The sequence below is a fragment of the Arthrobacter sp. UYEF20 genome (assembly GCF_040546335.1).
GTDB lineage: Bacteria > Actinomycetota > Actinomycetes > Actinomycetales > Micrococcaceae > Arthrobacter.
Genome location: NZ_JBEPNP010000008.1, coordinates 1 through 24,447, shown reverse-complemented (window position 1 = coordinate 24,447; position 24,447 = coordinate 1). Strand labels below are relative to the sequence as shown.

Genomic DNA, 24,447 nt, shown 5'->3' with positions numbered 1-24,447 from the left:
GATGGAAAGCCTCGCTGAGACCGCCCCCTTGATCGGGCTGTCCGGCCTGGTCAAGGATGTGGTGCGCTGCCTACGCGACGAGTCCAGATCCGGTGCCCTGATCGTCGGGGCCGCCGGAACCGGCAAGACGGCCGTGTTCAAGGCGGTAATCCGCGACCTGCGTCCCCGCGGGACGGTGATCCGCCTCATAGCTACCCGTGCCCTGGCCGCGGTGCCGTTTGGGGCCTTGGCGCCCTATCTCTCGGAACTGCCGGACCATGAACTGGATTCCTATGCTGCCGTCCTGCGGGCAATGACGGGCCGGCTCAGGTCCGAGGCAATCCGGCCCCTGTTCGTGATCGACGACGCGCAGTGCCTGGACCGGGGGACCACACAACTGCTCGCGCGGGCCGTAGCCACAGGGGCCGCGGACATCCTCGCCACCAGCCGGCCGGGGCCGTTGATTCCTGAGGAATTTCTGGCTCTTTGGGACGACGGGCTCCTTTCTAAGTTCGAACTCTCACGGCTCAGCCGGCCGGGCGTCCACGAGCTCTGCGAACAGGTGCTCCGGGCGGACGTCTCGCCCTGGGTGAGCGCGGTGTTCTCCGAGGCAGCGGAAGGCAACCCGCTGATGCTCATGTCCCTGATCGAGCACGCGCGGACAAGCGGTGCCCTCGTGCTTCGGCACGGCGTGTGGTTTCTGCAGGCCAATCCCGATCTGGCCGGGGTGCCTGCAGCCGACGTCGTCGACCAGCAGCTGCGCTCCATGACCCCGGACGAGAGGACCGTCGCCACCATAGTGGCCCTGGCAGGCCCGCTCTCGCTGGGCCAGATTCTGAAGTTCAGCAGTCCCAAAGCCGTTGACGCATTGGAGGCGGCTGGAATCATCACCGTCTCCCCGGGACATGACCGTACCGTCAGGCCGGCCAGTCTGTTGCTGGGCGAAATCATCCGCCGCCGTGCCCCGGCGGGACAGAGTGCGGCCTTGCGGGCGAGTCTCTTCGCGCTGCCCTCGGCAGGGGCGGTTCGTCCCGAGGCGTTTTTGAACCAGCTGCGCTGGTCCTTGGACTGCGGAGCGCGTGTCCCCCCTGGGCAGCTGCTACAGGCCGCCGCGGCGGCCAACACCGATTTGGACCCGGCTGCCGCGATCCAGGCTGCCTGGGCTGTCCGGGACGCGCAATTTCTGCCGGAAGCCAGAATACAGCTGGCCTATGCGCATCACATTCTGGGCCGGCCCGAAGATGCCGCCGGCTACCTCCTGACGGCGTGGCCTCTGCGCTACGGGCGTGCGTCCTACCTTGCGGCGCGCCTCGCTGCCCTGCTCCCGGCTGCCCTGAAGGTGACCTTGCCCGGAAGCGGGACTGAGACGGCCCGCGGCAACGGACCGGACCTGACCTCGAACGAGCCCTTGTGGTCGCAGTCGCCGGCGGCCGGCATGGCGGCAGACATCATGTACCGCCGTTGGGACGGGCCGTTCTTGGACCTCGAGGCAGGACTGCAGGCTCTGATCGACGCAGCTGCAATGAATCCGGATATCCGCCTTCCGGCGCTCTCGCTCCTCGCCGAATTGAGAAGCGCCCAGGGCCGCCTCCTGGATGGACTGCGGCTGGACCGCGAAGCGTGGGCAGGCATCCGCAACGGGGGCCTGACCCTTCCACTGGCCCGTGAGGAGCTCCTGGCACGCCATTGCCTGAGCCTTATTCGGGCCGGGGAGTGGGCGGAGCTCGCCGTTGCCCTGGACCACTACGCCTCGGTCCATCCTGCCCGCCTGCTGTACAGCGGGGGAATGCTGCACGTGATGCGTGGGTTCTCGCTGTTGCGTCAGGGACGGATCCCTGAAAGCCTTGCGGAGCTGTTACTGGGCGTGGAAGAACTCATCATCGCCGATCCCCTGGAAATGCTGCCCTTCGCGCACGCCGTAACCGGGTATGCTGCCGCCTTGGCCGGGCACCCGGGGGAGGCCCAGGAACAGGCTCTGAAGTTCCGTACTGCCTCCTACAGCGGGCTGCAGAGCCTGCAACTGCTCTCCGACGCGTATTGCCTTGCGGTTGAACGCCTCACGGGCCGGGATGACGGCCGGCGCGGCCTCGGAGACTTGGCAGACCAGGCGCAGCGCCAAGGTCTCAGGGGAGTTGAAACGGACATCAGGAGGCTGGTCCTGCGGAGCGGGGACACCGGCAGTGCCCCGGCGTTGGCTTCCAGCAGCGGCGCAGTGGAGGGGGCGGAAGCCCGGCTACTCGAGGCTTTTGCCCTCGCCGTGTCAGCGTCCGACGCTGCCGGACTGATCCGGATCAGCGACGAAGCGGCGGCTGCCGGACACGTGCTCCTGGCTTTTGAGGCCGCCCAGCAGGCGGCGGCGTGCCTTGAACACAGCCCGGATCGGTGGAGACTCTCTGCGGCCCAGCGCAGAGTCCATCACCTGATGGTGGATGTCGGCATGTCCGGGCACATGGACGTTGTCCGGAGCGAACGGGGACCCGGGCTGACGGCACGGGAAACGGAGATTCTGGAGCTCGTGGCCGGCGGGTCCAGCAACGCCGACATCGCCACGGCCCTGTCTTTGTCGCCGCGGACGGTCGAGGGGCATCTGAGCCGGATATTCGCCAAACTCGGAGTCAGCCGCCGCGCGGAGCTCCTCGATGTTAAGCAGGAGAACCATCGCCCCGTGGTTGTGCCCGAAGAGGCCCCTGAGCTGGGGTGATAGTGCTGGCTACGCATGAGCTTCGGTCCGTCTGCGTACTGCATAAGTGCGCTGCAGGCTCCGCGGGAGTACCACCAAGTAGTGGGACGGGGGATAGGGAATCAGAAGTCGGGTAAACGCTACTCGTGCACAGATTTGGCCCAGGGGCTTCAATTAAGTCAGTTCTTGTAAGTCAGTTCCAGTCTTGTAAGTCAGTTCCAGTCTTGTAAGTCAGTTCCAGAAAAACCGCACAGGTCCCAAATGAGTAACTTCAGGGCGGGCATCGGCCGCGGGCTACACCAGCAAAAGTGCGTCGTTCCAACCTAGCTTGATTGCTGATGCAGCTACTGCCAACATTAAAAGTGGTCGCGCCAATACCTCCCATCTCCGTACTCCTTCATTGGAATCGCACGGTGCCTTAGCCGGCAGCCGTGCCCCAAGGTCGGAGCCGGCGGCGTCAGAGCCTTCTGAGACCGAGGCTCTCCCCCCAGCCGCCGCCGGCTCCCTTAACCGGTCTGCCCCAGCGGGATACCCGTTGGGGCGCCCCGCTGTCCGACGGCGGCTGGCCTAAGCGCTGTCTATCAGCGACGCGCACCGTTCGCCGGTCCGCCCGTCGCCCCGCTTGCACGGACACGTGCGCAGCCGGAGGCATTGAACCGGAAGCATGGAACCGGAAGCATTGAACAGGGGCCACATCCGGAAGCGTATCCGGGACCACATCCGGAAGCGTGTCCGGGACCACATTCGGGGCCACATCCGGAAGCGCATCCGGGACCACTTCCGGGACCACTGAAGGGCCGCCGTACCGGCCGCCAGGGACAACCCTCGACGCATGGGATAATTAGGGTTAATCTGCGTGACGTAATAGTTCCTGCCACCTTCCGGCCGGCGGGCACCGTGCGCCGCAGCCGAACGCCGACCCAGGAGTTTTCCCCATGGTTGCCACACCAGCCCGCCTCCTCCGCTCAGCCACAGCGCTGGGAAACGAGGAAGTCCTGAGGATTCGCAATGACTTTCCGATCCTGAGCCAGTCCGTCAACGGCAAGCCCCTGGTGTACCTGGATTCCGGGGCCACTTCGCAGAACCCGCTCAGCGTGCTGGAAGCCGAGCAGGAATTCTATGAACAGCGGAACTCGGCGGTCCATCGCGGCGCCCATCATCTCGCCGTTGAGGCCACCGAGGCCTTCGAAGACGCCAGGGAAACGGTTGCAGCCTTCATCGGGGCCGAGCCGGATGAACTCATCTGGACCTCGAACGCCACCGAAGGCCTGAATCTGCTCAGCTACTCCTTCCTGAACGCCTCCTTGCCCGGGGCGGCCCCCGAAGCGGCCCGCTTTGCCCTGTCCGCCGGCGACGAAATCGTGGTCACCGAGATGGAACACCACGCCAACCTCATCCCGTGGCAGCAGCTCGCGGAACGGACCGGTGCCACCCTGCGCCATATTCCGGTCGATGACGCCGGCGCCCTGGACCTCGAAGCCGCCGCACGCATCATCGGCAGCCGGACCCGTATCCTTGCCTTCACGCACGCCTCCAACGTCCTCGGCACCATCAACCCGGTAGCCGCGCTGGTTGCCCTCGCCCGGCCGGCGGGGGCGCTCGTGGTGCTGGACGCCTGCCAGTCCGCGCCGCACCTGCCCCTGGACGTCAAGGCACTCGACGTGGACTTCGCCGTCTTCTCGGGGCACAAGATGCTCGCTCCCACCGGAATCGGCGGCCTGTACGGCAGGTCCCAGCTGCTCAACGCGATGCCGCCGTTCCTGACCGGTGGCTCAATGATCACCACCGTCACCATGGAGCGCGCCGGATTCCTGCCCAGCCCGCAGCGCTTCGAGGCCGGAACCCAGAAGATCTCGCAAGCCGTGGCCCTCGCTACGGCCGCGAACTACCTGAGCGAAACCGGGCTGGACCGGATCCACGCCTGGGAATTCGAGCTCGGGCAGCGTCTCGTGGAGGGCCTGGAGTCCATCCCGGGAATCCGCGTACTGGGCCCGGCTGCCGGCCAGGAGCGGATCGGGCTGGCCGCGTTCGACGTCGACGGCGTCCACGCGCACGACGTCGGGCAGTTCCTGGACAGCCGCGGGATCGCCGTGCGGGTGGGGCACCACTGTGCCCAGCCCCTGCACCGCCGGCTGGGCCTGACGGCGAGTACCCGTGCCAGCACCTACCTTTACAACACCACGGACGATGTGGACGTGTTTCTCAATGCCGTCGCCGATGTCCGCGGCTACTTCCAAGCCTGAGGACGGCAGTACATGAGTCTCGACCAGCTGTACCAGCAAATCATCCTGGAGCACTCCAAGACCCGACACGGCAGCGGGCTGGCCGGAGTCCCCGTCCCCGACGGCGCGAGCAGCGGCCAGTCGCATCAGCTCAATCCGGTGTGCGGGGACGAAATCACCGTCCGGGTCGCCGTGGCAGACGGCAAGGTCAGGGAAGTGCGCTGGGACGGCGACGGCTGCTCGATCTCCATGGCCTCCGCCTCCGTGCTGACGGAGCTCGCCGAGGGCATGTCCGCCGAGGAGTTCCGCGCCGTGATCGGCAGCTTCCGTGAGGTGCTGCGCTCCCGCGGGAAAGTGGCCGCGGATCCGGAAGTGCTGGGGGACGCCGCCGCGTTTGAGGGCGTAGCACGCTACGCAGCCCGGGTGAAATGCGCCATGCTGTCCTGGGTCGCCGCCGAGGACGCACTCGGACAGGCCGTCACACACTAGGGACCCGGCCTCCGCGGCCCGGCTCAGGGCCGGCCGAGGCCCTTGTAGGTCCAGCCCGCGGCGCGCCACTTGGCCGGATCCAGGACATTCCGGCCGTCGAGGATGCGCGGAGCGGAGACGAGGGCCCGGGTGTCGTGCGGATCCAGCTCGCGGTACTGCTTCCATTCGGTCAGCAGCAGCACGGCGTCGGCCCGGTGCAGGGTGGCCTCCAGGTTCGGTTCCAGCGGGAGCTCCGGAAAACGCTTGGCCGCATTCGTGAGGGCCTGCGGGTCGGTGACTGTCACCACAGCTCCCTGAAGCTGGAGCTGTGCTGCGGCGCTCAGCGCCGGCGAGTCGCGGACGTCGTCGCTCTCGGGCTTGAAGGCGGCGCCGAGCACGGCGATCCGCTGGCCCATCAGCGAACCGCCGCAAAGTTCCCGGGTCAGCTCGACGACGCGGGTCCGGCGCCGCATGTTGATAGCGTCCACCTCGCGCAGAAAGGTCAGCGCCTGGTCCGCGCCCAGCTCGCCTGCGCGGGCCATGAAGGCCCGGATGTCCTTGGGCAGGCAGCCGCCGCCGAAGCCGATGCCGGCATCGAGGAACTTCCGGCCGATCCGTTCGTCCAGGCCGATAGCGTCGGCCAGCCGGGTGACATCCGCGCCGGTGGCTTCACAGACCTCGGCCATCGCATTGATGAAGGAAATCTTGGTGGCGAGGAACGAGTTGGCGGCGGTCTTCACGAGCTCGGCCGTGGCATAGTCGGTTATCAGCCGCGGCGTCCCCTTGGCGAGGGGCAGCTTGTAGACCTGGTCCAGGACAGCCACCGCGGTGTGTTCCTCGCTTCCGTCCGGGACGCCGTAGACAAAGCGGTCGGGGTTCAGCGTGTCGGTAACCGCATGGCCTTCGCGGAGAAATTCGGGATTCCATACCAGCGTGGCGCCCGGTTCGGTCGCGGCGAGGATGTCGGCGAGCCGCGCCGCGGTCCCGACCGGCACGGTGGATTTGCCGGCGATGATGTCGCCCGGGGACACGTGGGCGGCCAATGCCGCCACCGCGGCATCAACGAAGCGCAGGTCGGCGCCGTTTTCGCCGCGCTTTTGCGGAGTGCCCACACAGATGAAATGGACCTCGGATCCATGGGCATGCGACATTTCAGTGGTGAACCTCAAGCGCCCCGATTCCTCAAGCTCGGACAGCAGCTCGTCCAATACGGGTTCGTAGAACGGCGCCTGCCCCTGGACAGCTGCGCCACTTTGATTTCGTCAATGTCGACGCCGACCACATCGTGACCGAGCTTCGCCATGCACGCCGCGTGGACTGCGCCAAGATACCCGCAGCCGATAACCGAGATCCGCATTCCGTGGTCCTCCCGCAAAGGGTGTGATCACAGAGTACGGGTTGGGGACGTGTTTGGCACGGGCTTGCGGAGAGTGGTGACCAGCAGCGCGAGCAGGCTCCCGAGCGTGGCCCCTGCGGTGTTGGCGGCGACATCAAGAAGTGTGGGGTAGCGGGCCGGCAGGAAGAGGAGCTGAGCGAGCTCGATCAGACCGGACAGCAGCATTCCGGCGGCCACGCCTGCCCACCAGTAGCGCCGGCCAAGGAACCAGACCACCAGGGCGCCCAAGGGAACGAACAAGATCACATTGGACGCCGACTCCACGAAGGCGTAGTCAATCCACCCCGGGAACCCCCAGCGGTGCAGCTCCTTCAGCGCTTTCACCAGCAGCCCGGCTCCGGCACGGTCCACGGGGGTGGGCCACAGGGCTATGGCGGCCAGGATGATCGCGTAGGTGGTGAATTCCCACTTGGCCACGCGGCGGCGGGGTCGCAATGGGCAACGCCTTTCGGTGGGTCGCGCGGATTTCCCCTGAGTCTAGCGCCCCGAGCGCTAGGCCAGCACCGCGCTTGGGGTTTGCCGCGCCGCCGCGCTCCGGGCATCAGCCGCGCCGCCGCGGTTTCGGCTGCGTAACTTCGGGCTAGGCCAGCAGCCCGGCAATCCCGATGGCCGCCGTCGCCGCGCCCAGCACCATTGAGATGCTGACGAGGACGATGTGGACGGTCAGGAAACGGGTGGCCTTGCCGCCGGCGTCGCGGGCCCGCGGGTCCTTCATCACCCGGCGCAGGAACTGCGGCCAGACGGCGAGGGACCAGATGCCGGCCACGATCAGGACGATCGCAAGGAGAACGGGCAGTTCCACCCTGCTAGTGGCTTTCGAGCCAGGCCTGGGCCCGCTGCGACTGGATGTTCAGGGCCTTGCCGACCATCGGCTCGGCCGCTTCGGCGATCTTGCCGCCCAGGAACGGAACCGAGGACGTGACGGTGCCTTCGAGCTCGATCCGGGTGCTTCCGGCCTCGGACACGAGGCGCTGGACGGCGTTGACGTCCAGCGGGGCCCCGGCGACCTTCATCGAAATGCTGCTCTGCCGTGAACCGTCGGCGGCGGGTGCTGCCCAGGTTTCGATCTGGGTGACCTTTAGGCTTTCGCCGACGAATTTCCGGGCGATGTCCGGCATCCGGGTGGTGGGGATGGTCCGGACGGTGGTGGTGACGAATGCGCCGGCAGGGTCCCCGTCCACGGCAAACGATTCCAGGCTGCCGCCGACGTATTCGCTCGTGTCGCGCAGGAAGTCCTCGTTCACGAGAACAGCGGTAACGCGGTCAACACTGTGGGGCAGGGTGGTTGATGCACTCAGGGGCATGGGATCTCCAAAGCTGTTGTACTGGACGATTCGGGCTCCCAATATTCTAAGGGGTGTAGCTGCCCGGCTCCGATTCGAGGGTCTGGAGATCCCGGGCCGCGGCGGTGATATTCCGTGACATGGCGGGGAAGATCAGGCTGTGGAACGGTAATACGGCGAGCCAGTAGAGGCGTCCGCTGAGGCCCTTGGGGAAGAAGATCGCCCGCTGCCGGTAGCGGCTCCCTGCGCCGTCGGGCTCCACGGAAAGTTCGAGCCAGGCCCGGCCGGGTGCCCGCATTTCTGCACGCAGCCGGAGCAGCCGTCCTTGCTCTATCCGTTCGGCCCGCCACCAGTCCACCACTTCCCCCTCGGCCAGCCGGTGCGGGTGCCGGCGTCCGCGCAGCAGTCCCGCTCCGCCGGTGAGTTTGTCCAGCCAGCCACGGACGCGCCAGGCCAACGGCAGCGAATACCAGCCGTTGCGTCCGCCGATGCCTTCGATGATGGTCCAGACGTACTGGGGATCCACCGGGCTGGTGTAGGTGCGTTCGTCAAGGTACACGCGGTGCCCGGCCCAGTCCGGGTCGGACGGGAGCGGATCGGCGTCGGCGCCGGCGCTGGCCCAGGTGGTTTCCACCTGCCCGTCGCGCTCCTTGCCCAGGGCGAGTGACACCGCGCGACGGTAGGGCGTCAGGCCGCCGTCGGGCAGCGGGATGTACGAATCGATGTCGTGCTCGCGTGAGACGGCGTCGTGCTGCAGCGATTCGACCAGCGGCAGGGACATGGACAGCGGAATCGGCGTCACGAGCGCCACCCACAGCCCGGCCAACTTGGGCGCAGGGACGGGCAGGGCGAGAACCCAGCGCCGGGGGAGGCCGGCCTCGGCGGCGTATTCATTCATCATGCCGGCATAGCTGAGCACCTGGCGCGAACCGATGTCGAAGCTCCGGTCAATCTTGCCGTCCAGCGACGCGGCGCCCACGAGGTAGTGCAGCACGTCGCGCACGGCGATGGCCTCGATCTTGTTCCGCACCCAGCTCGGGGCAGGCATCACCGGCAGCGTCTCGGTCAGGTGCCGGATCATCTCGAACGAGGCCGACCCCGAACCGATCACCACGCCGGCCTGGAACACGACGGCGTCTACCGGGCTGTCGAGGAAGACCTTGCCCACCGCCTCCCGGGACCGCATGTGCGTGGACAGTTCCGTGTTGGCCGGGTGCAGGCCGCCGAGGTAGACGATTCTGCCCACCCCGGCAGCGGCGGCTGCCGAGGCGGCGGTCCCGGCCATCGCCTTTTCCTTGGCCTCGAACCCTGATCCGGTCGCCATCGAATGGACCAGATAGTAGAGGACGTGGACGCCGTCGAGCGCGCCGCGGAGGGCCGCGCCGTCGTCGAGGCTGCTTTGGACAACATCCACCTGATCCAGCCACGGCACCCCGGCGATCTTGGCCGGCGTCCTGACCAGGACCTTGACGGTGTGCCCGGCCTCCAGCAGCCGCGGGACCAGGCGGCCACCAATGTAGCCGGTCGCGCCGGTGACCAGCACGGTCTTCGGGCGGGGGTCCGGGCTCGGGTCCGCGGCCTGGGGCGTGCCGTTCATGGGGGCTCCTTGTCAGTGCGCTTGTCAGTGCGCTTGTCAGTGCGCAGGTCTGCGGTGCGGAGCCGCAGCGGTTGCGGACTGCCATGGCCCCGTCCTGCCAGCGTAGCGCCGCCCGGTGGACGGCAGGCTGGATGCGTGCCTGGCGGATGCGTGCGGTCCCGTCCCCGGCCCCGCGGTAGGCTTGGAATGCCCGGGATTCTCACGAATTTCGGGTATTCGTGTTGCCTGCAACCCCCGTGATCCCATCAGGAGCAACAGCCATGAGCCTCAACGGCCCCTCTCTCACCGGTCTGCGCCGCGTCCTCGCCGAAGACCGGAACTACGCCCGGATCCAGGCCGAGGCCGCGCGCGGTTTCGCCGCCCGCAGCGAGGACTACCAGATCAGCGCCCCGGCCGGGATGAGATCCGCGCTGCTCGCGGAAATGGCCGACGGACTCACCGCCCTAGCGGACGAAACAGCGGACGCAACAGCCCAAGAAACGGCGGACGCGACGGCCAAGGAAGCAGCCACAGACACCGGCGCTGCCGGGGACAGCCGCCGGACCCCCGTGGTCCTTGCCGTCACCGCGACCGGCCGCGAGGCCGAGGACCTGACCGCGGCCCTGCGCGCCTTCCTGCCGGCCGACGCCGTGGCCGAGTTCCCGAGCTGGGAAACCCTGCCGCATGAGCGGCTCTCCCCGCGCTCGGACACCGTCGGCCGGCGGCTGGCCGTGCTGCGCAGGCTGGCCCACCCCGAATCGTCCCCGAGCGGCGTCCTGCGCGTAGTGGTGGCCCCGGTGCGCGCCGTGGTCCAGCCGATCGTCGCGGGCCTGGGCGAACTGGTGCCGGTCACCCTGAAGGTGGGCCAGGAGGTCCCCTTCAGCAGCGTCGTGAAGAGCCTCGCCGACGCCGCCTACGCCCGGGTGGACATGGTGACCCGGCGCGGCGAGTTCGCCGTCCGCGGCGGCATGCTCGACGTGTTCCCGCCCACCGAGGACCACCCCGTCCGGGTCGAGTTCTTCGGCGACGAGGTGGACCAGATGCGCTGGTTCGCCGTCGCCGACCAGCGCTCGCTGACCGCGCCCGGGCTGCACCACCCCACCGAACTGCACGCCCCGCCGTGCCGGGAAATCCTGATCACCCCCTCCGTCATGTCCCGCGCCGCGACGCTGAAGTCCCAGCTCCCCGCAGCCGCGGACATGCTGGAAAAGATCGCCGGTGGCATCGCCGTCGAGGGCATGGAATCGCTGGCACCGGTGCTGGTGGACGCCATGGTCCCGTTCCTGGACCAGCTCCCGGCCGGCTCCATCTCCGTGCTGATCGAACCCGAGAAGGTCCGCGCCCGCGCCCACGACCTGGCCGCCACCAACGAGGAATTCCTGGAGGCGGCGTGGTCCACGGCGTCCGACGGCGGCACGGCACCTCTTGACCTGAGTGCCGCGGCGTCCGAAGCCCTGCACTCCGCCAGCTTCCGTTCGCTGACCGAGACCCGCTCTGCGGCCCTCGCGCACGGCGTCTCCTGGTGGTCCATTACGTCCCTGGCCACCGACGAGGAGCTGCTGCCCGACGTCGACGTGCTCAACCTGCACGCCCGGGAACCCCGCGGCTACCAGGGCGACGTGGCCGAAATGATGGACTTCATCGGCTCCCATATCCGGGACCAGTGGCGGATGGTCGTCGTCACCGAGGGCCCCGGCCCCGCGCAGCGCCTCGCGGAACTCTTCCACGACAACGACATCCCGTGCGCCCGGGTGGAATCGCTCGACGAGGACCCGCAGCCCGGGCTGATCGAGGTGACCACTGCCGCCGTCGGACGCGGTTTTGTCCTGGACACGCTCAAGCTGGCGCTGCTGACCGAGGCTGACCTGCTGGGGCGCACGTCCCCGGGCTCCACGAAGGACATGCGCCGGATGCCGTCCAAGCGGCGGAACGCCGTGGACCCCCTGCAGCTGGTGGCCGGTGACTCCGTGGTGCACGAGCAGCACGGCGTCGGCCGGTTCGTGGAGCTGATCCAGCGCAAGATCGCAGGGGGAGGCGACGGCATGCGGGAGTACCTCGTGCTGGAATACGCCCCCGCCAAGCGCGGCGCCCCCGGGGACCGGCTCTTCGTGCCCACCGACCAGCTGGACCAGGTCACCCGGTACGTCGGCGGGGACGTTCCCGCGCTGAGCAAGATGGGCGGCTCGGACTGGGCCAGCACCAAGTCCAAGGCGCGCCGGGCCGTCAAGGAAATCGCCGGCGAGCTGATCCGGCTGTACTCGGCCCGGATGGCCTCCCGCGGCTACGCCTTCGGCCCGGACACGCCGTGGCAGCGCGAACTCGAGGAAGCCTTCCCCTATGTGGAAACCCCGGACCAGCTGACCACTATCAACGAGGTCAAGGCGGACATGGAGCGCGAGATCCCGATGGACCGGCTGATCTCCGGCGACGTGGGCTACGGCAAGACCGAGATCGCGGTCCGGGCGGCCTTCAAGGCGGTCCAGGACGGCAAGCAGGTCGCCATCCTCGTGCCCACCACGCTGCTGGCCCAGCAGCACTACGAGACCTTCACCGAGCGGTTCTCCGGCTTCCCGCTGGTGGTCAAGCCGCTGTCCCGCTTCCAGGGCGCCAAAGAAGCCAAGGAGACCGCAGCAGGGGTCAAGAACGGCTCGGTCGACGTCGTGATCGGCACCCACCGCCTGCTGTCCAAGGACTTCGCCTTCAAGGACCTCGGCCTCGTGGTGGTGGACGAGGAGCAGCGTTTCGGCGTCGAACACAAAGAGGCGCTGAAGAAGATGCGCACCAACGTGGACGTCCTGGCCATGAGCGCCACCCCGATTCCGCGGACCCTCGAGATGTCGCTCACCGGCATCCGCGAGACGTCCACCCTGGCCACCCCGCCGGAGGAACGCCACCCGGTGCTGACCTATGTGGGCCCGTACACGGACAAGCAGACCTCCGCCGCGATCCGCCGCGAACTGATGCGCGAAGGCCAGGTGTTCTTCGTCCACAACCGGGTTTCCACGATCGACCGCACGGCGGCGAAGATCCGCGAGCTGGTCCCGGAGGCCCGGGTGGAGGTGGCCCACGGGCAGATGTCCGAGAGCCGGCTGGAACAGATCATCGTGGACTTCTGGGAAAAGCGCTTCGACGTGCTGGTCTGCACCACCATCATCGAGACCGGCCTGGACATCTCCAACGCCAACACTTTGATTGTGGACGGCGCGGACAAGTACGGCCTCTCCCAGCTGCACCAGCTGCGCGGACGCGTCGGCCGCGGCCGCGAACGTGCCTACGCCTACTTCCTGTACCCCGCCGAGAAGCCGCTGGGCGAGGTGGCGCTGGAACGGCTCAAGGCCGTCGCCACGCACAACGAACTCGGCGCCGGCATGCAGCTGGCCATGAAGGACCTGGAGATCCGCGGCGCGGGCAACCTGCTCGGCGGCGAGCAGTCCGGCCACATCCAGGGCGTCGGCTTCGACCTCTACATCCGGCTGGTGGGCGAGGCGGTGGCGGAGTACCGAGGCGAGGCCGAGGAGAAGGCCGCCGACATGAAGATCGAACTGCCGGTCAACGCGCACCTGCCCCATGACTATGTGCCGGGCGAACGGCTGCGCCTCGAGGCGTACCGGAAGCTGGCCGGCGCCATCACCTACGAGGCGATCGACGAGGTCCTCGCGGAGCTTATTGACCGCTACGGCGAGCTGCCGCTGCCCGCGAAGAACCTGATCGACGTCGCCCGGTTCCGGGTGGGCGCCCGCGAGGCCGGCCTGAGCGACGTTGCCCTGCAGGGCAACTTCATCAAGTTCTCCCCGGCCGATCTGCCGGAGTCCAAGCTCATGCGGCTCACCCGGATGTACCCCGGCGCGCAGGCGAAGCCGGCCCTGGACGCGGTGCTCATCCCCAAGCCGAAGACGGCGCGGATCGGCGGCCGGGACCTGCAGGACGCCGAGATCCTTGAGTGGGCCAACGGCGTCATCCGCAATATCTTCTCCGACGCCGCTGTTGCTGCCGAACAGACGAGGAGTTAGCCCGTGATGGGAGGACACCACGCCGCGTCGGGAGCCGCGGCGTGGGTGGCTATTGCCTCGACCGGGCCCTACGCGCTGGGCTGGTACCCGCTGGACGCCACCGGGATCGTGATCGGCGGGATGGCGACGGCGGGGACGGCCCTGGTCTGCGACTGGGACCACCGCTCCAGCACGGTTGCGCATTCGCTGCCGCCGCTGTCCAATGTGATCGCCGTCGGCATCGAGAATGCCAGTGGCGGGCACCGGCAGGGCACGCATTCCCTGCTCGGCGCGGCGTGCTTCGTGCTGCTCGCGGCCATGGCCGGGCAGCTCCAGCTGCAGACGGACTGGGGACTGCTCTCCCTCGGCGCTGGCCTGCTGTGCATGTTCATGATCAATATCGCCGCCAAGGCCTTGAAGCTCTTCCCGAAGTACGGCTGGATCAGCAACTGGGTCTTCGCCCTGGCCATGGCCGGGCTGGTGACGTGGCTCGCGCCGCACCAGTGGACCTGGCTCCCGGTCTCGATGCTCACCGGGGTGCTGGTGCACATTGTGGGGGACATGATCACCACCGGGGGAGTGCCGCTGCTGTGGCCGCTGGTGATCAAACCGCAGAAGTTCCTCCGGAAGGTGCCGCTGGTCAAGGACGTCTGGAAGGCCAACGGGGCATTCTCCATCCCCCTGCTGGGCCGCGCCGGGTCACGGCGGGAATGGTTCGTGCTGATCCCGGTCAGCGCCTACGCCATGATCGGCATGGTCGGCGCGGCGCTGGCCCTCGGCAAGGCACACTTCCCGGCCGCCGTCGCACTCGTTAGCGCGCTGGTCAACAGCGTGTTCGGGCCGTCCCACGGCTAGCGGGCATTCTCGTTGGTCCGCCGGGGGTTCAGGCCCAGTCTTCGCGCCCGGTGAGTCTTCGCGCCCGGGGGACATGCCCAGTCTTCGCGCCGGGAGGACATGCCCAGTCGTCGCGCCGGGGACAGGGCATATCCGGACTATGTCCATCGGCCGGCCCCCGCGCGGGGCATGTCCTGATGCGGGGGCACGTGCGGTGGCTCCGCCGGGCGCGTCGGGGTCGGTCCGCGGTCCTTAAATGACTGAAGCTCCGGAAAGATAATCCGGAGCTTCACTCGTTTGATTGTTGCGGTGCCTAGCTCTCGCCGGCCGAGTCCGAGCGGCCGAGGATGGTCTGGGGGATCCAGAACGAACCGGCGAACAGGGCCAGGCAGGCGGCCATGGGCCACGGGTTGCCGAGCGTCAGGAAGTTCAGCGAGTACAAGCAGCCCAGGAACAAGGCCATCATGAGAACGAAGATGACAATGGTGGAGCCGAGGCTGTTCTCGGCCTGCGGGGTCTTTGCGGTGTTGCTGGACATTCGTTCCTCCTCGGCCCCGGGGGGCTCAAACCTGTGGCGGCTGCCGGAGCGGATCAGTAAGCGGACGAACCCTGTTCACCCTTGACGATCGCGATGCCGGAGCTGGCGCCAATACGTGTTGCACCTGCAGCAATCATAGCCTGCGCATCGGCCCGGGAACGCACGCCGCCGGAGGCCTTGACGCCGAGCGTGCGGCCCACCGTGCGGCGCATCAGGGCGACATCCTCGGCCGTGGCTCCGCCGCCGTTGAAACCGGTGGAGGTCTTCACGAAATCGGCACCGGCTTCCACCGCGGCCTCGCAGGCCAGGACTTTCTGTGCATCATCCAGCAGGGCGGTTTCAATGATGACCTTGAGGATGGCCCCACCGTCGTGGACGGCTTCGGCGACGGCGGCGATGTCATCGACCAGAGCGCCCTGATCGTTGGCGCGGGCGGCGGCGATATTGATGACCATGTCGACTTCCTCCGCGCCGTCCAGCACTGCACCGCGGGCTTCGAAGGCCTTGACGTCGCTCGGCGTGGCGCCGAGCGGGAAGCCGACCACGGAACACGTCAGCACGCCGGAGCCCTTCAGCGCTGTCTTGACCGTCTTGACCCAGATGGGGTTGACGCAGACAGACTTGAACCCGAATTCGGCGGCCTCCGCGCAGACCTTGAGGATCTCGGCCTCGCTGGCCTCCGGCTTGAGCAGGGTGTGGTCAATATAGGAGGCAATGCTGACCGTACTGTCCCCGGACTCCTGGCTGGCGGGGGCGGCGCTTCCGGCGGCGGTGGGGGCTTCGTTGCTCATGGTGGTCCCTTCGTGGCTTCTCGGTGTCCATCTTGCCACAACAGGAACACGCTCCGGCGGCTCCGCCAGCCGCCCGGATGCGAGCGGCTAGGCGGCTCCGGCGCGTGCGGCTAGGCTGCCCTGACCAGGGGGTCATCCAGGGTGGCCTGGAGCAGTTGCGAGACGCAGACCGAGGCGGCGGACGCGGCGGCCACGAGCAGTCCCAGCCGCACGCCGTCGAATGCGGCAGCATCCCCGATGGCCCAGATGCCCGGCACCGAGGTGCGGAAGTCCTGGCCGACCACGATGCCGCCCCGGGGAGCGGTCTTGAGCCCGGCGCTCACCGAGAGGGCGTCGCGGGGGATCCGTTCCTCCGCCAGGACCACCAGGTCGCCCTTCATGCGGGAACCGTCTTCGAAGACGACGCCGGCGGCCGGCAGCAGTGAGCCGGCAAGGTTCGGAATGACGGCGGCGGGTCGCTGCGTGGTGCGGACGGGACGGACGCCCCGGGCGCGCAGCACCGCTTCCGCCTGCCCGGCGGCAGTTCCAGTGCCCACGAGGATGCCCAGGGGCCGCCTGCCGAGGACCCGGGTGACGTCCTTGACGGCCTCGCCCAGCCGGGCGGCGTCGTCGATCGTGGAGTAGCTGAGGCACCGGCCGGCGCCTTCCAGTGGCGGTCCAGCCGGGGAGGAACCGGTGGCGATGACCAGCTGGTGGTAGCCGAACTCCAGGCCGTCCGCCGTGGTCACTCGCTGGCTGCCGGGATCGATGTAGCTGACCGGCTGGCCGAATCGCACCGAAACCTGCGGCAGGGCGGCGAGCTCCAGGAGCTCGGCGGGGGCGTTGTCCCGGTTGCTCAGTACCGTGATTCCGCCGGCGAAGGGTGTCCGGGTGAGCTGCCGGACGAGGGCCCGGGCGGCCGGCCCGGCCCCGGCGATGACGATCCGGGGCCGGGTCTGGGAATCGGGCCTTGCGGTGGAGGTGGCGGACATGGTGGGCCCTTTCGCTGGTGGCCGGTGGTGTGGCCTTCGTGCTTGATGCACCCAGCGTAGGCGTACTGTTTTTCCGGCGTGTTTCCCGGGTGTTGCGGTTTTTTCGGTGCCCGTACGCCAATGTTTACCCGCCGGTAACAAAAGGCGTCACACCCGGATCCGGTAGCCGCGCTTCACCACGGTTTCCACGAGGCTGCCGTCCGGCAGCGAGGAGCGCAGCCGGCTGACCGTCATGTCCAGCGCGTGGACGGATCCGCGCAGTTCCAGCAGTTCGGACAACGCCTCCCGGGAGAGCACGGCCCCGCCGGCGCCCAGCAGGGCCCGCAGCAGCAGCAGCGGGGACGGCGCCATGTCCACTGCCTCGCCGTCGATCCGCAGCGAGCGGCCGCGGAGCTCCACGCTGCCCGAGAGCGTGTCCAGCCGGCGGACGTGGTTCAGGGCCAGGTGCTCGCAGACCAGCCGGATCAGGGCGCCCATCCGGAACCGCTCCGGGACCAGCGGCTGCACGCCGGCGTCGAGCAGCGGCTGGGCCGTGACCGGACCCACGACGGCGGTGGCGACGTTCGTTTTGAGGCTCTCCACGAGCTGTTTGTACACGCCCATTTCGTGCGCCGTGCTCCACATCGCGTCCACGGCCGGGGCGCTCGTGAAGGTCAGCACGTCCAGGTTGCCGCTGCAGGCGGCCTCGATCAGCCGCGGCAGCCGGTCGGCGCCGTCGGGCTTGACCCAGCGGTACGGGGTGACGGTCAGGACGGTGGCACCGGACATCCGCAGCCGCTCCAGCTGGCGCACATCGGTGTAGCCGTGCAGCTGGACGGCCACGGTCTTGCCGCGCACGCCTTCGGCAAGGAGCATGTCCACGAGGGTCGCGGTGGTTTCGTCGCTGCTGATCCCGACGTCGGCCAGTCCGGCCGCGCGGACCGCACCGCGGGCCTTGGGGCCGCGGACGAACATCCGGGTGGCGCCCAGGGTTTCGAGGAGCTGTTCGCCGATGCCGAAGGTGTCCGCAGCCTCGCACCAGCGGCGCATCCCGTAGGCGGTGGTGGCGATGCAGAGCTCGGGCCGGGCCTCGATGATGGCGCGGGTGTCCTCGATCAGCCGCAGGTCCTCCTGCACCGGCGCGATCTTCAGCGCCGGCGCGTGCAGCACCTCCGCGCCCCGCCGTTCCAGGGCCTCGATCAGGTCCTGCGAGCGCCGGTGCGAGGTGACACCGATCCGGAACCCCTCGAGGGGCAGGTCCGCCTTCGCCAGGGTCTCCTCGGGGACGACGGCGGCGGGGGCGATTGCGTTCAACGCACTCACGGCTTTCACGCCCCCATCAGGGACGCGGCGAGGCGGTCCAGTTCGGCGGTGGCTTCGGCGCAGCCCCGGTTGGCCTCGGCCACGCGGACGACGTCGCCGATCACCAGCACGGCCGGGTTGGTGCAGTCTGCGGCCGCGGTGGTGATGGTGCCGAGTTCGGCGATGGTGGTGCGCTGGCCGGGACGGTAACCGCGTTCGACGACGGCCATCGGCATGTCCGCCCGCATCCCGGCGCGGCGCAGCCCGGCGGCGAGCTGGTGCAGGGTGCCGATGCCCATCAGGACCACGATCGTCCCGCCGAGCCCGGCAAGGTGGGTGTGTTCCTTCTCGGTCAGCGGGGCGTGGCCGGAGACCACGGTGAACAGGTGGCTGACCTCGCGGTGCGTGACCGGGATCCCGGCCGCGGCGGGGACGGAGATGGCGCTCGTGACGCCGGAGATGACCCGGACGGGCACGCCGGCCTTCACACAGGCCGCCACTTCCTCGCCGCCACGGCCGAACACGTACGGGTCGCCGCCCTTGAGCCGCACCACGTTCCGGCCTCCCAGGGCCGCCTGCACCATGAGCTCCTCGATCCCGGACTGGCTGACCGGGTGGTGGCCGGGCCGCTTGCCCACGTCCACCAGTTCGGCCGTGCTCAGCGAGGGAAGCTCCTGGTAGGGGGCGAGCCGGTCGTAGAACACGACGTCGGCGTCCCGCAGTGCCTTGGCGGCCGCCACGGTCAGCAGTTCGGTGGTTCCGGGGCCGCCGCCCACGAGAGTGACGTGGCCGGCGGGACCCGCGGCGGGCTCGGCGGAGACGGGGATGCCGGCCGCCCGGCACCGCTCCAGCAGGGGATCCCAGCCGGGCTGGCCGTCGTCGACCGCGGCCACGAGGAAGGGCCGTTCCGGCAGGGGGCCGTCGTTGGACGAGCCGCCGGGAGTGGTGAGCCGGGAGACAATGGCGCCGGCGACTTCATAGCGCCGGACCGCCTGACGGGCGGCGGGGTCGGAGCCGGTGACGAGAACTTCGCGGCCGCTGAGATCAATGTTGAGTTGCATGGCTATACCTCGTTCTCGTCGCGGGCACGGACCGGAATGGAAGCGCCGATCAGGACCTTCCCCTTTTCTTCTGCGGTGGCCGGGCGCATCTGACCGCGCTCGTCCGGGACGAAGGAGATGGAATCGTCCTTCTGGTCGGGGGCGTTGACGAAGGAGCGGAACCGGCGCAGCCGCTCGGGATCCTTCAGGGTGTCGGCCCACTCGTCCACGTAGGTGTCAACGTGCCTGGCCATGGCGGCTTCGAGTTCGCCTGCGATGCCCAGGGTGTCGTGCACCACCACGTCCTCGACGTGCTTGATGCCGCCGTCGAGCTCCTCCTGCCACCGGGCGGTGCGCTGCAGCCGGTCGGCCGTGCGGATGTAGTACATGAAGTAGCGGTCGATGTACCTGAGCAGCGTTTCGTCGTCGAGGTCCTTGGCCAGCAGCTGGGCGTGCGCCGGGGTGGCACCGCCGTTGCCGCCGACGTACAGATTCCAGCCGTCCGCGGTGGCGATGACGCCGACGTCCTTGCCGCGGGCCTCGGCGCATTCGCGGGCGCAGCCGGAGACGCCCATCTTCAGCTTGTGCGGGCTGCGGAGGCCGCGGTAGCGCAGCTCCAGCTGGATGGCCATGGCCACCGAGTCCTGGACACCGAAGCGGCACCAGGTGGAACCGACGCAGGACTTCACGGTGCGCAGGCTCTTGCCGTAGGCCTGGCCGGACTCGAAGCCGGCGTCCACCAGTTCCTTCCAGATCTCCGGAAGCTGCTCCAGCCGGGCGCCGAACATGTCGATCCGCTGGCCGCCGGTGATCTTCGTGTACAGCTTGTATTTCTCGGCGACGGCGGCGATCACACCAAGCTTCTTCGGCGTGATCTCGCCGCCGGCGATGCGGGGGACCACCGAGTAGGTGCCGTCCTTCTGCATGTTGGCCAGGGCCCGGTCGTTGGTGTCCTGCAGGGTGCCGCGGCCGGCGTCGAGGACGTAGGCGCTGTTCTGGCTGGCCAGGATGTTGGCGATGGTCGGCTTGCAGATGTCGCAGCCTGCGCCGGTGCCGTACTTGGCCATGACCTCCTCGAAGGAGGTGAGTTCCAGGACGCGGATGGTCTCGAAGAGTTCCTGGCGGGACAGCCCGATGTGTTCGCAGAGTGCCTTCGAGACGGCGACGCCGGACTTGGTCAGTTCGGTTTCGAGCAGCTTCTTCAGCATCGGCACGCAGGAACCGCAGCTGGTCCCGGCGCGGGTGCAGCCCTTCAGCTCGCCGAGCTCCCGGACGGGGGCGTTGCCGCCGCAGGCGCCGCAGCCGTTGATGGCATCCCGGATGCTGCCGGCGGCCACGTTGTTGCAGGAACACAGGATGGCGTCGTCCGGGAGTTCGGTGTCCGGGGCCTCCCCGCCGCCGGCCGCGGTGAGGTAGGCGCCGGGTTCGGCGGCCAGTTCGCGGCCCAGCATGGGCCTCAGGGAAGTGTACGGGGTGGCGTCCCCGACGAAGATGCCGCCCAGCAGGGTCTTGGCATCGTCCGTGGTGACGATCTTCTGGTAGACACCGCGGGCGGGGTCGGCGTAGACGATCTCGAGGGCGTGCTCCGTTCTGGCGAAGGCGTCACCGAAGCTGGCGACGTCGACGCCGGAGAGCTTGAGTTTGGTGGCGGTGTCGAAGCCCGGGAAGGTCGCAACGCCCCCGTGCAGCCGGTCCGCGACGATCTCCGCCATGGTGTTGGCCGGTGCCACGAGGCCCAGGCACATGCCGCCGAAGTTGGCCACCTCGCCGATCGCCCAGATCCCGGGCACCTCGGTGGAGCAGTCGTCGGAGATGACGACGCCGCCGCGCGGGCCGAGCTGGAACTGCGGGGCGGTGCCTTCGGTTTCCGGTCCGTTGGCCGCGCGGAACAGTTCGTCGCGGGGCTTCACGCCGATCGCGACGATCACGAGGTCGGCGTCGATGGTGCGGCCGTCGGCCATGAGCACGCCGGTGACCTGGCCGCGCTCGTCGGAGATTACTTCGGAGGGGAACACGCCGCCGTGGACGGTGAACCCCTTGGCCTCGATCAGGCGGCCGAGGGCCTGCCCGGCGCCCTCGTCCAGCTGGGTGTTCATGAGCCAGGGGGAGCCGTTGATGACGATGGGATTGGCGCCGAGCTGCTCGGTGCCGGCCGCGGACTCGAGGCCCAGGAGGCCGCCGCCGATGGTGACGGCGTTGACCCGGCGGCCGAGTTTGGCCGTCAGCTCCGCGATCGCCTTGTTGATGGCCCGGACGTCCTCCAGGGTGCGGTAAACGTGGGTGAGTTCGGAACCGGGGATGGGCAGGCGGGCCGCGTCGGAGCCGGTGGCGACGACCAGCTCGTCGTACGGGTACACGGTGCCGGCCGCGGTGGTGACGTTTTTGCCGGCGGTGTCGACGCCGGTGACGCGCTCGCCGGTCTGCAGCGTGAGCGCCTCGTGATCCCACATGGAAGCGCTGCCGAGGGTGAGGTCGGCGCCGCTGTCCGTGAGGGCCCTGCTCAGCGCGACGCGGTCGTAGGGGAGGTGCGCTTCCTCGGTGAGGACCGTCAGGTGCCAGCCGTCGAGGCCCCGGGAGTGCATGGCGTCGGCGAAGCGGTGGGCGGCAGGACCGCCGCCGGCAACCACGATGCGGCGCGGTGAAAAGGCGCGCTCTGTGCCCTGGTTCTGGGGGCTTGAAGTCTGTCCGGTCACTGTGGGCCTTTCGCATGGGCCGCAGTCGGTGCTCCGCGACCTTCTGAATCGAAGTGTCCCTCCAGACTAGGCAACCGCAGTTTCGCGTCAGTTTCCCTTTTGTTTCGTGATCTTAACTTCTGCATCACGAACGCGTTTCCGCACGCGTGAGTTCTCTTTTACCCGCCGGACACATTCGCTGCACGCCGCTGAAACACCGCGGCCCTAGCTTGGGTATGTGGCCGCAGGAGCGGCCGAGCCCGTGAGAGATGGATCAGAGAGGGGCCGCTATGACTGCCGTACTTGAGAGCGCAGCACGGAACTTTGTTGAACACCCCAGCTATGGCACCGGCTGGCACCGGGTGTGCGCCGTGGAGGAGCTGGAGCCGGCCTGGGGCGAGGCGGCGCTGATTGCCGGCCGACAGGTGGCCGTGATCCGCACCGTGTCCGGTGAGGTTTTCGCCGTCGGGCAGGAAGACCCGGCAACCGGGGCGCATGTCATGGCCCGCGGCATCACGGGTTCCCGCGGGGCACGCCCCACGCTGGCCTCGCCGCTGCACAAGGAGGTCTACGACCTCGGAACGGGGGAGTGCCTGGGCACCCCGGGACTCCGTCTCGCCACCTTCGGTACCCGGATTGTGGGCGGGTACATTGAGGTGGAACTCTAGGCCGCTGGGTGCCGGGAAGCTTTAGAGCCCCAGGGCCTCGCGGACGTCGGCGAGGACGCCGTCCAGGGCGGCGCGCGCCTCGAGCCGGGCCCCGGGAAGCTCGGCCGCGGAGCCGACGCTGCGGATGACCTCCAGGTAGCATTTGAGCTTCGGCTCCGTCCCGCTGGGCCGGATGATGACCCGGCTGAGGTCCTTCGTCAGGTACAGCAGGCCTTCGGTCGGCGGGAGCTGCTCACTGCCTTCGGCCAGGTCCGTGACCGTTTCGACGGCGGAGCCGCCGAAGGATTCCGGCGGGGAGACGCGCAGCCGGTTCATCATGGCGTCCAGCAGGCCCAGGTCCGCCACCCGGATGCTGAGCTGGTCGCTCGCGTGCAGGCCGTGCACGAGGTACAGCTCATCCAGGGTGTCGAAGATGGTCTTGCCCCCGGCCTTGGCCACGGCGGCGAATTCCGCGATCAGCACCGCGGCGGAAATCCCGTCCTTGTCCCGGACAAGGGTCGGTGCGACGCAGTAGCCCAGTGCCTCCTCGTAGCCGTAGAGCAGGCCCGGGACGCGCGCGATCCACTTGAAGCCGGTCAGGGTTTCCTCCTGGGCGTAGCCCGCCGCGGCGGCGATCTTCGCGAGCAGCCGCGAGGACACGATCGAGTTCGCGAAGACGCCCGTTGACGCCTCATCACCGGCGGCCGCCAGGCGGGCCACGACGTGCGCGCCGAGCAGGGCGCCCACCTCGTCGCCGCGCAGCATGCGCCAGGCGCCCGTGTCCGGATCCTTCGCGGCAACAGCGGCGCGGTCGGCGTCGGGGTCGTTGGCGATCACAATGTCGGCGTCCACCCGCGCCGCGGTCGCGAGGGCCAGGTCCAGGGCGCCGGGCTCTTCGGGGTTCGGGAAGTTCACGGTGGGGAAGTCCGGGTCCGGCTCCGCCTGCTCGGTGACCAGGGTGACGTCGGCAAAGCCGGCAGCGTTGAGCACCGCCACCGCCGTCTCCCCGCCCACGCCGTGCATCGGGGTGAGGACGATTTTGAGGTCCCGGGCCGGGAAGCGCGCGGGAACCGCCAGGGCTGCGACGGCGGACACGTAGCCGGCGGCGATGGAGCGGTCCAGCACCGTCCAGCCGTCCGTGGCCAGGACCACGGAGTCCAGGGTGCCGACGGCGTCGATCTCCGCCGCGATCAGGGCGTCGTAGGGCGCGACGATCTGGGCGCCCCGGCCGCTCTCCTCGACGGCATGCCGGCCGAGGTAGACCTTGTAGCCGTTGTCCTGCGGCGGGTTGTGGCTGGCCGTCACCATCACGCCGCCGTCGCACTCCAGGGCCCGCACCGCGTAGGCGAGCAGCGGCGTCGGGAGCGCGGCCGGCATCAGGAAGGTTTCAACGCCGGCGGCGGTGAGGATTGCCGCGGTCTCTTGGGCGAAGACATCGGAGTTGTATCGGGCATCGTAGCCGACGACGGCGCGCGGCCGGGTGCCGGGGGCGGCTTGCGCGACGGCGCCGGCCAGGAAGGCGGTGAAGCCGGCCGCGGCGCGGCGCACGACTGCGCGGTTCATCCGGTTCGGGCCCGGTCCGAGGGCTGCCCGGAGGCCTGCGGTGCCGAACTGCAGGGTGCCGCTGAAGCTGTCCGCCAGTTCCTGCCGGGCAGCGGCGTCGCCGTCGTCCGTGAGCTGGACCAGTCCGGTGAGGGCGGCGGCGGTGGCCGGATCCGGGTCCTGGGCAGCCCAGGCGCGGGCATCGCTCAACAGTCGTGAAAGTCCGGCATCAGAAGACGTCATGGGTACCAAACTATCCGCAATCGCGGAGGAATCGTCGCCCCGACGAGCGGGTGGGCCTTACGGTTCGGTCACGCCGGGGGCGTGGGCCGAACCCCGTGCCCGAGTTGGCAGTACGCGGCAATGTTCGCATCTGGCACTGCCGCGAGCTGCCAACTCGGGGGCGCACCCACCCTTGACACCGATTTTTCCGGACACGTAACTGAGCTGCCGCGGAGTTCTCGGACAGTGGGCCCTCTTAAAATGGGGGTCTACTGAAAGTAGAGATCAGCATGACTGCAGCACGCCGGCGTTTCAC

At 68.8% G+C, this 24,447-nt stretch carries 17 protein-coding genes and 1 pseudogene; 6 read left to right on the top strand and 12 right to left on the bottom strand.

The genetic code is table 11. From position 1 onward, the window contains the following. The first annotated feature begins 1 nt into the window (after position 1). From ABIB26_RS10785 to sufU, 3 genes are all read left to right on the top strand, one after another. Positions 2-2,680: a LuxR C-terminal-related transcriptional regulator gene (locus tag ABIB26_RS10785; protein ID WP_354242483.1), complete on the top strand. Its 2,679-nt coding sequence runs from the start codon at positions 2-4 to the stop codon at positions 2,678-2,680. Positions 2,681-3,594: 914 nt separating this feature from the next. Continuing rightward, a complete protein-coding gene (locus ABIB26_RS10780) occupies positions 3,595-4,902 on the top strand; it encodes an aminotransferase class V-fold PLP-dependent enzyme (RefSeq protein WP_354242481.1) in 1,308 nt (435 codons plus the stop codon). Positions 4,903-4,914: 12 nt separating this feature from the next. After that, entirely contained in the window at positions 4,915-5,370 is a 456-nt protein-coding gene (sufU, locus tag ABIB26_RS10775; protein ID WP_354242479.1) for a Fe-S cluster assembly sulfur transfer protein SufU, read from the top strand. Positions 5,371-5,393: 23 nt separating this feature from the next. On the opposite strand, the pseudogene ABIB26_RS10770 reads toward sufU, so the two are convergent. The 5 genes and pseudogenes from ABIB26_RS10770 to ABIB26_RS10750 all read right to left on the bottom strand — a co-directional run bounded on the left by ABIB26_RS10770 (position 5,394) and on the right by ABIB26_RS10750 (position 9,625). Next, positions 5,394-6,706 (bottom strand): annotated as a pseudogene (locus ABIB26_RS10770) (UDP-glucose dehydrogenase family protein). A 27-nt stretch (positions 6,707-6,733) separates the two neighbouring features. Beyond that, positions 6,734-7,180: a VanZ family protein gene (locus tag ABIB26_RS10765; RefSeq protein WP_354242477.1), complete on the bottom strand. Its 447-nt coding sequence runs from the start codon at positions 7,178-7,180 to the stop codon at positions 6,734-6,736. 145 nt (positions 7,181-7,325) lie between these two features. Then, positions 7,326-7,547 (bottom strand): SCO4848 family membrane protein, encoded by a 222-nt coding sequence (locus tag ABIB26_RS10760; RefSeq protein ID WP_354242475.1) that lies wholly within the window; start codon positions 7,545-7,547, stop codon positions 7,326-7,328. Positions 7,548-7,551: 4 nt separating this feature from the next. Beyond that, on the bottom strand, positions 7,552-8,049 hold the full coding sequence (locus ABIB26_RS10755) for a DUF2505 domain-containing protein (protein ID WP_354242472.1): 498 nt from the start codon (positions 8,047-8,049) through the stop codon (positions 7,552-7,554). Between the two features lie 46 nt (positions 8,050-8,095). After that, positions 8,096-9,625 (bottom strand): SDR family oxidoreductase, encoded by a 1,530-nt coding sequence (locus ABIB26_RS10750; RefSeq protein ID WP_354242469.1) that lies wholly within the window; start codon positions 9,623-9,625, stop codon positions 8,096-8,098. 260 nt (positions 9,626-9,885) lie between these two features. Here ABIB26_RS10750 and mfd point away from each other — a divergent pair, with 260 nt between their 5' ends. Both mfd and ABIB26_RS10740 read left to right on the top strand, forming a co-directional pair. Continuing rightward, positions 9,886-13,614 carry a transcription-repair coupling factor gene (gene mfd / locus ABIB26_RS10745; RefSeq protein ID WP_354242467.1) on the top strand — a complete coding sequence of 1,243 codons (3,729 nt, stop codon included), beginning with the start codon at positions 9,886-9,888 and terminating at the stop codon, positions 13,612-13,614. Between the two features lie 6 nt (positions 13,615-13,620). Beyond that, a complete protein-coding gene (locus tag ABIB26_RS10740; RefSeq protein WP_354242853.1) occupies positions 13,621-14,448 on the top strand; it encodes a metal-dependent hydrolase in 828 nt (275 codons plus the stop codon). A 292-nt stretch (positions 14,449-14,740) separates the two neighbouring features. On the opposite strand, the gene ABIB26_RS10735 is transcribed toward ABIB26_RS10740, so the two are convergent. The 6 genes from ABIB26_RS10735 to nirB form a co-directional block, all read right to left on the bottom strand. Continuing rightward, positions 14,741-14,965 (bottom strand): hypothetical protein, encoded by a 225-nt coding sequence (locus ABIB26_RS10735; RefSeq protein ID WP_354242464.1) that lies wholly within the window; start codon positions 14,963-14,965, stop codon positions 14,741-14,743. A gap of 53 nt (positions 14,966-15,018) precedes the next feature. Further along, on the bottom strand, positions 15,019-15,756 hold the full coding sequence (gene deoC / locus ABIB26_RS10730; protein ID WP_354242462.1) for a deoxyribose-phosphate aldolase: 738 nt from the start codon (positions 15,754-15,756) through the stop codon (positions 15,019-15,021). Positions 15,757-15,866: 110 nt separating this feature from the next. Beyond that, positions 15,867-16,727 (bottom strand): FAD-dependent oxidoreductase, encoded by an 861-nt coding sequence (locus tag ABIB26_RS10725; protein WP_354242459.1) that lies wholly within the window; start codon positions 16,725-16,727, stop codon positions 15,867-15,869. A gap of 147 nt (positions 16,728-16,874) precedes the next feature. Beyond that, on the bottom strand, positions 16,875-18,020 hold the full coding sequence (locus tag ABIB26_RS10720) for a uroporphyrinogen-III synthase (RefSeq protein ID WP_502913656.1): 1,146 nt from the start codon (positions 18,018-18,020) through the stop codon (positions 16,875-16,877). Positions 18,021-18,034: 14 nt separating this feature from the next. After that, positions 18,035-19,069 (bottom strand): uroporphyrinogen-III C-methyltransferase, encoded by a 1,035-nt coding sequence (gene cobA, locus ABIB26_RS10715; RefSeq protein ID WP_354242456.1) that lies wholly within the window; start codon positions 19,067-19,069, stop codon positions 18,035-18,037. A gap of 2 nt (positions 19,070-19,071) precedes the next feature. Next, entirely contained in the window at positions 19,072-21,741 is a 2,670-nt protein-coding gene (nirB, locus tag ABIB26_RS10710) for a nitrite reductase large subunit NirB (protein WP_354242453.1), read from the bottom strand. Positions 21,742-22,010: 269 nt separating this feature from the next. Here nirB and nirD point away from each other — a divergent pair, with 269 nt between their 5' ends. Continuing rightward, positions 22,011-22,388, top strand: coding sequence for a nitrite reductase small subunit NirD (gene nirD / locus ABIB26_RS10705; protein WP_354242451.1), 378 nt, complete (start codon positions 22,011-22,013; stop codon positions 22,386-22,388). Positions 22,389-22,409: 21 nt separating this feature from the next. Here nirD and ABIB26_RS10700 read toward each other — a convergent pair whose 3' ends face one another. Further along, positions 22,410-24,152, bottom strand: a complete 1,743-nt coding sequence (locus ABIB26_RS10700; protein ID WP_354242449.1) for a phospho-sugar mutase — start codon at positions 24,150-24,152, stop codon at positions 22,410-22,412. Positions 24,153-24,447 lie beyond the last annotated feature (295 nt).

Excerpts from the sequence above, each read along its gene's own strand:
- sufU (WP_354242479.1), top strand. The coding sequence starts at position 4,915 with ATGAGTCTCGACCAGCTGTACCAGCAAATCATCCTGGAGCACTCCAAG.
- ABIB26_RS10725 (WP_354242459.1), bottom strand. The coding sequence starts at position 16,727 with ATGTCCGCCACCTCCACCGCAAGGCCCGATTCCCAGACCCGGCCCCGG.
- ABIB26_RS10755 (WP_354242472.1), bottom strand. The coding sequence starts at position 8,049 with ATGCCCCTGAGTGCATCAACCACCCTGCCCCACAGTGTTGACCGCGTT.
- ABIB26_RS10700 (WP_354242449.1), bottom strand. The coding sequence starts at position 24,152 with ATGACGTCTTCTGATGCCGGACTTTCACGACTGTTGAGCGATGCCCGC.
- ABIB26_RS10740 (WP_354242853.1), top strand. The coding sequence starts at position 13,621 with ATGGGAGGACACCACGCCGCGTCGGGAGCCGCGGCGTGGGTGGCTATT.
- ABIB26_RS10780 (WP_354242481.1), top strand. The coding sequence starts at position 3,595 with ATGGTTGCCACACCAGCCCGCCTCCTCCGCTCAGCCACAGCGCTGGGA.
- mfd (WP_354242467.1), top strand. The coding sequence starts at position 9,886 with ATGAGCCTCAACGGCCCCTCTCTCACCGGTCTGCGCCGCGTCCTCGCC.
- nirD (WP_354242451.1), top strand. The coding sequence starts at position 22,011 with ATGACTGCCGTACTTGAGAGCGCAGCACGGAACTTTGTTGAACACCCC.
- deoC (WP_354242462.1), bottom strand. The coding sequence starts at position 15,756 with ATGAGCAACGAAGCCCCCACCGCCGCCGGAAGCGCCGCCCCCGCCAGC.
- ABIB26_RS10785 (WP_354242483.1), top strand. The coding sequence starts at position 2 with ATGGAAAGCCTCGCTGAGACCGCCCCCTTGATCGGGCTGTCCGGCCTG.
- ABIB26_RS10735 (WP_354242464.1), bottom strand. The coding sequence starts at position 14,965 with ATGTCCAGCAACACCGCAAAGACCCCGCAGGCCGAGAACAGCCTCGGC.
- cobA (WP_354242456.1), bottom strand. The coding sequence starts at position 19,069 with ATGCAACTCAACATTGATCTCAGCGGCCGCGAAGTTCTCGTCACCGGC.
- ABIB26_RS10750 (WP_354242469.1), bottom strand. The coding sequence starts at position 9,625 with ATGAACGGCACGCCCCAGGCCGCGGACCCGAGCCCGGACCCCCGCCCG.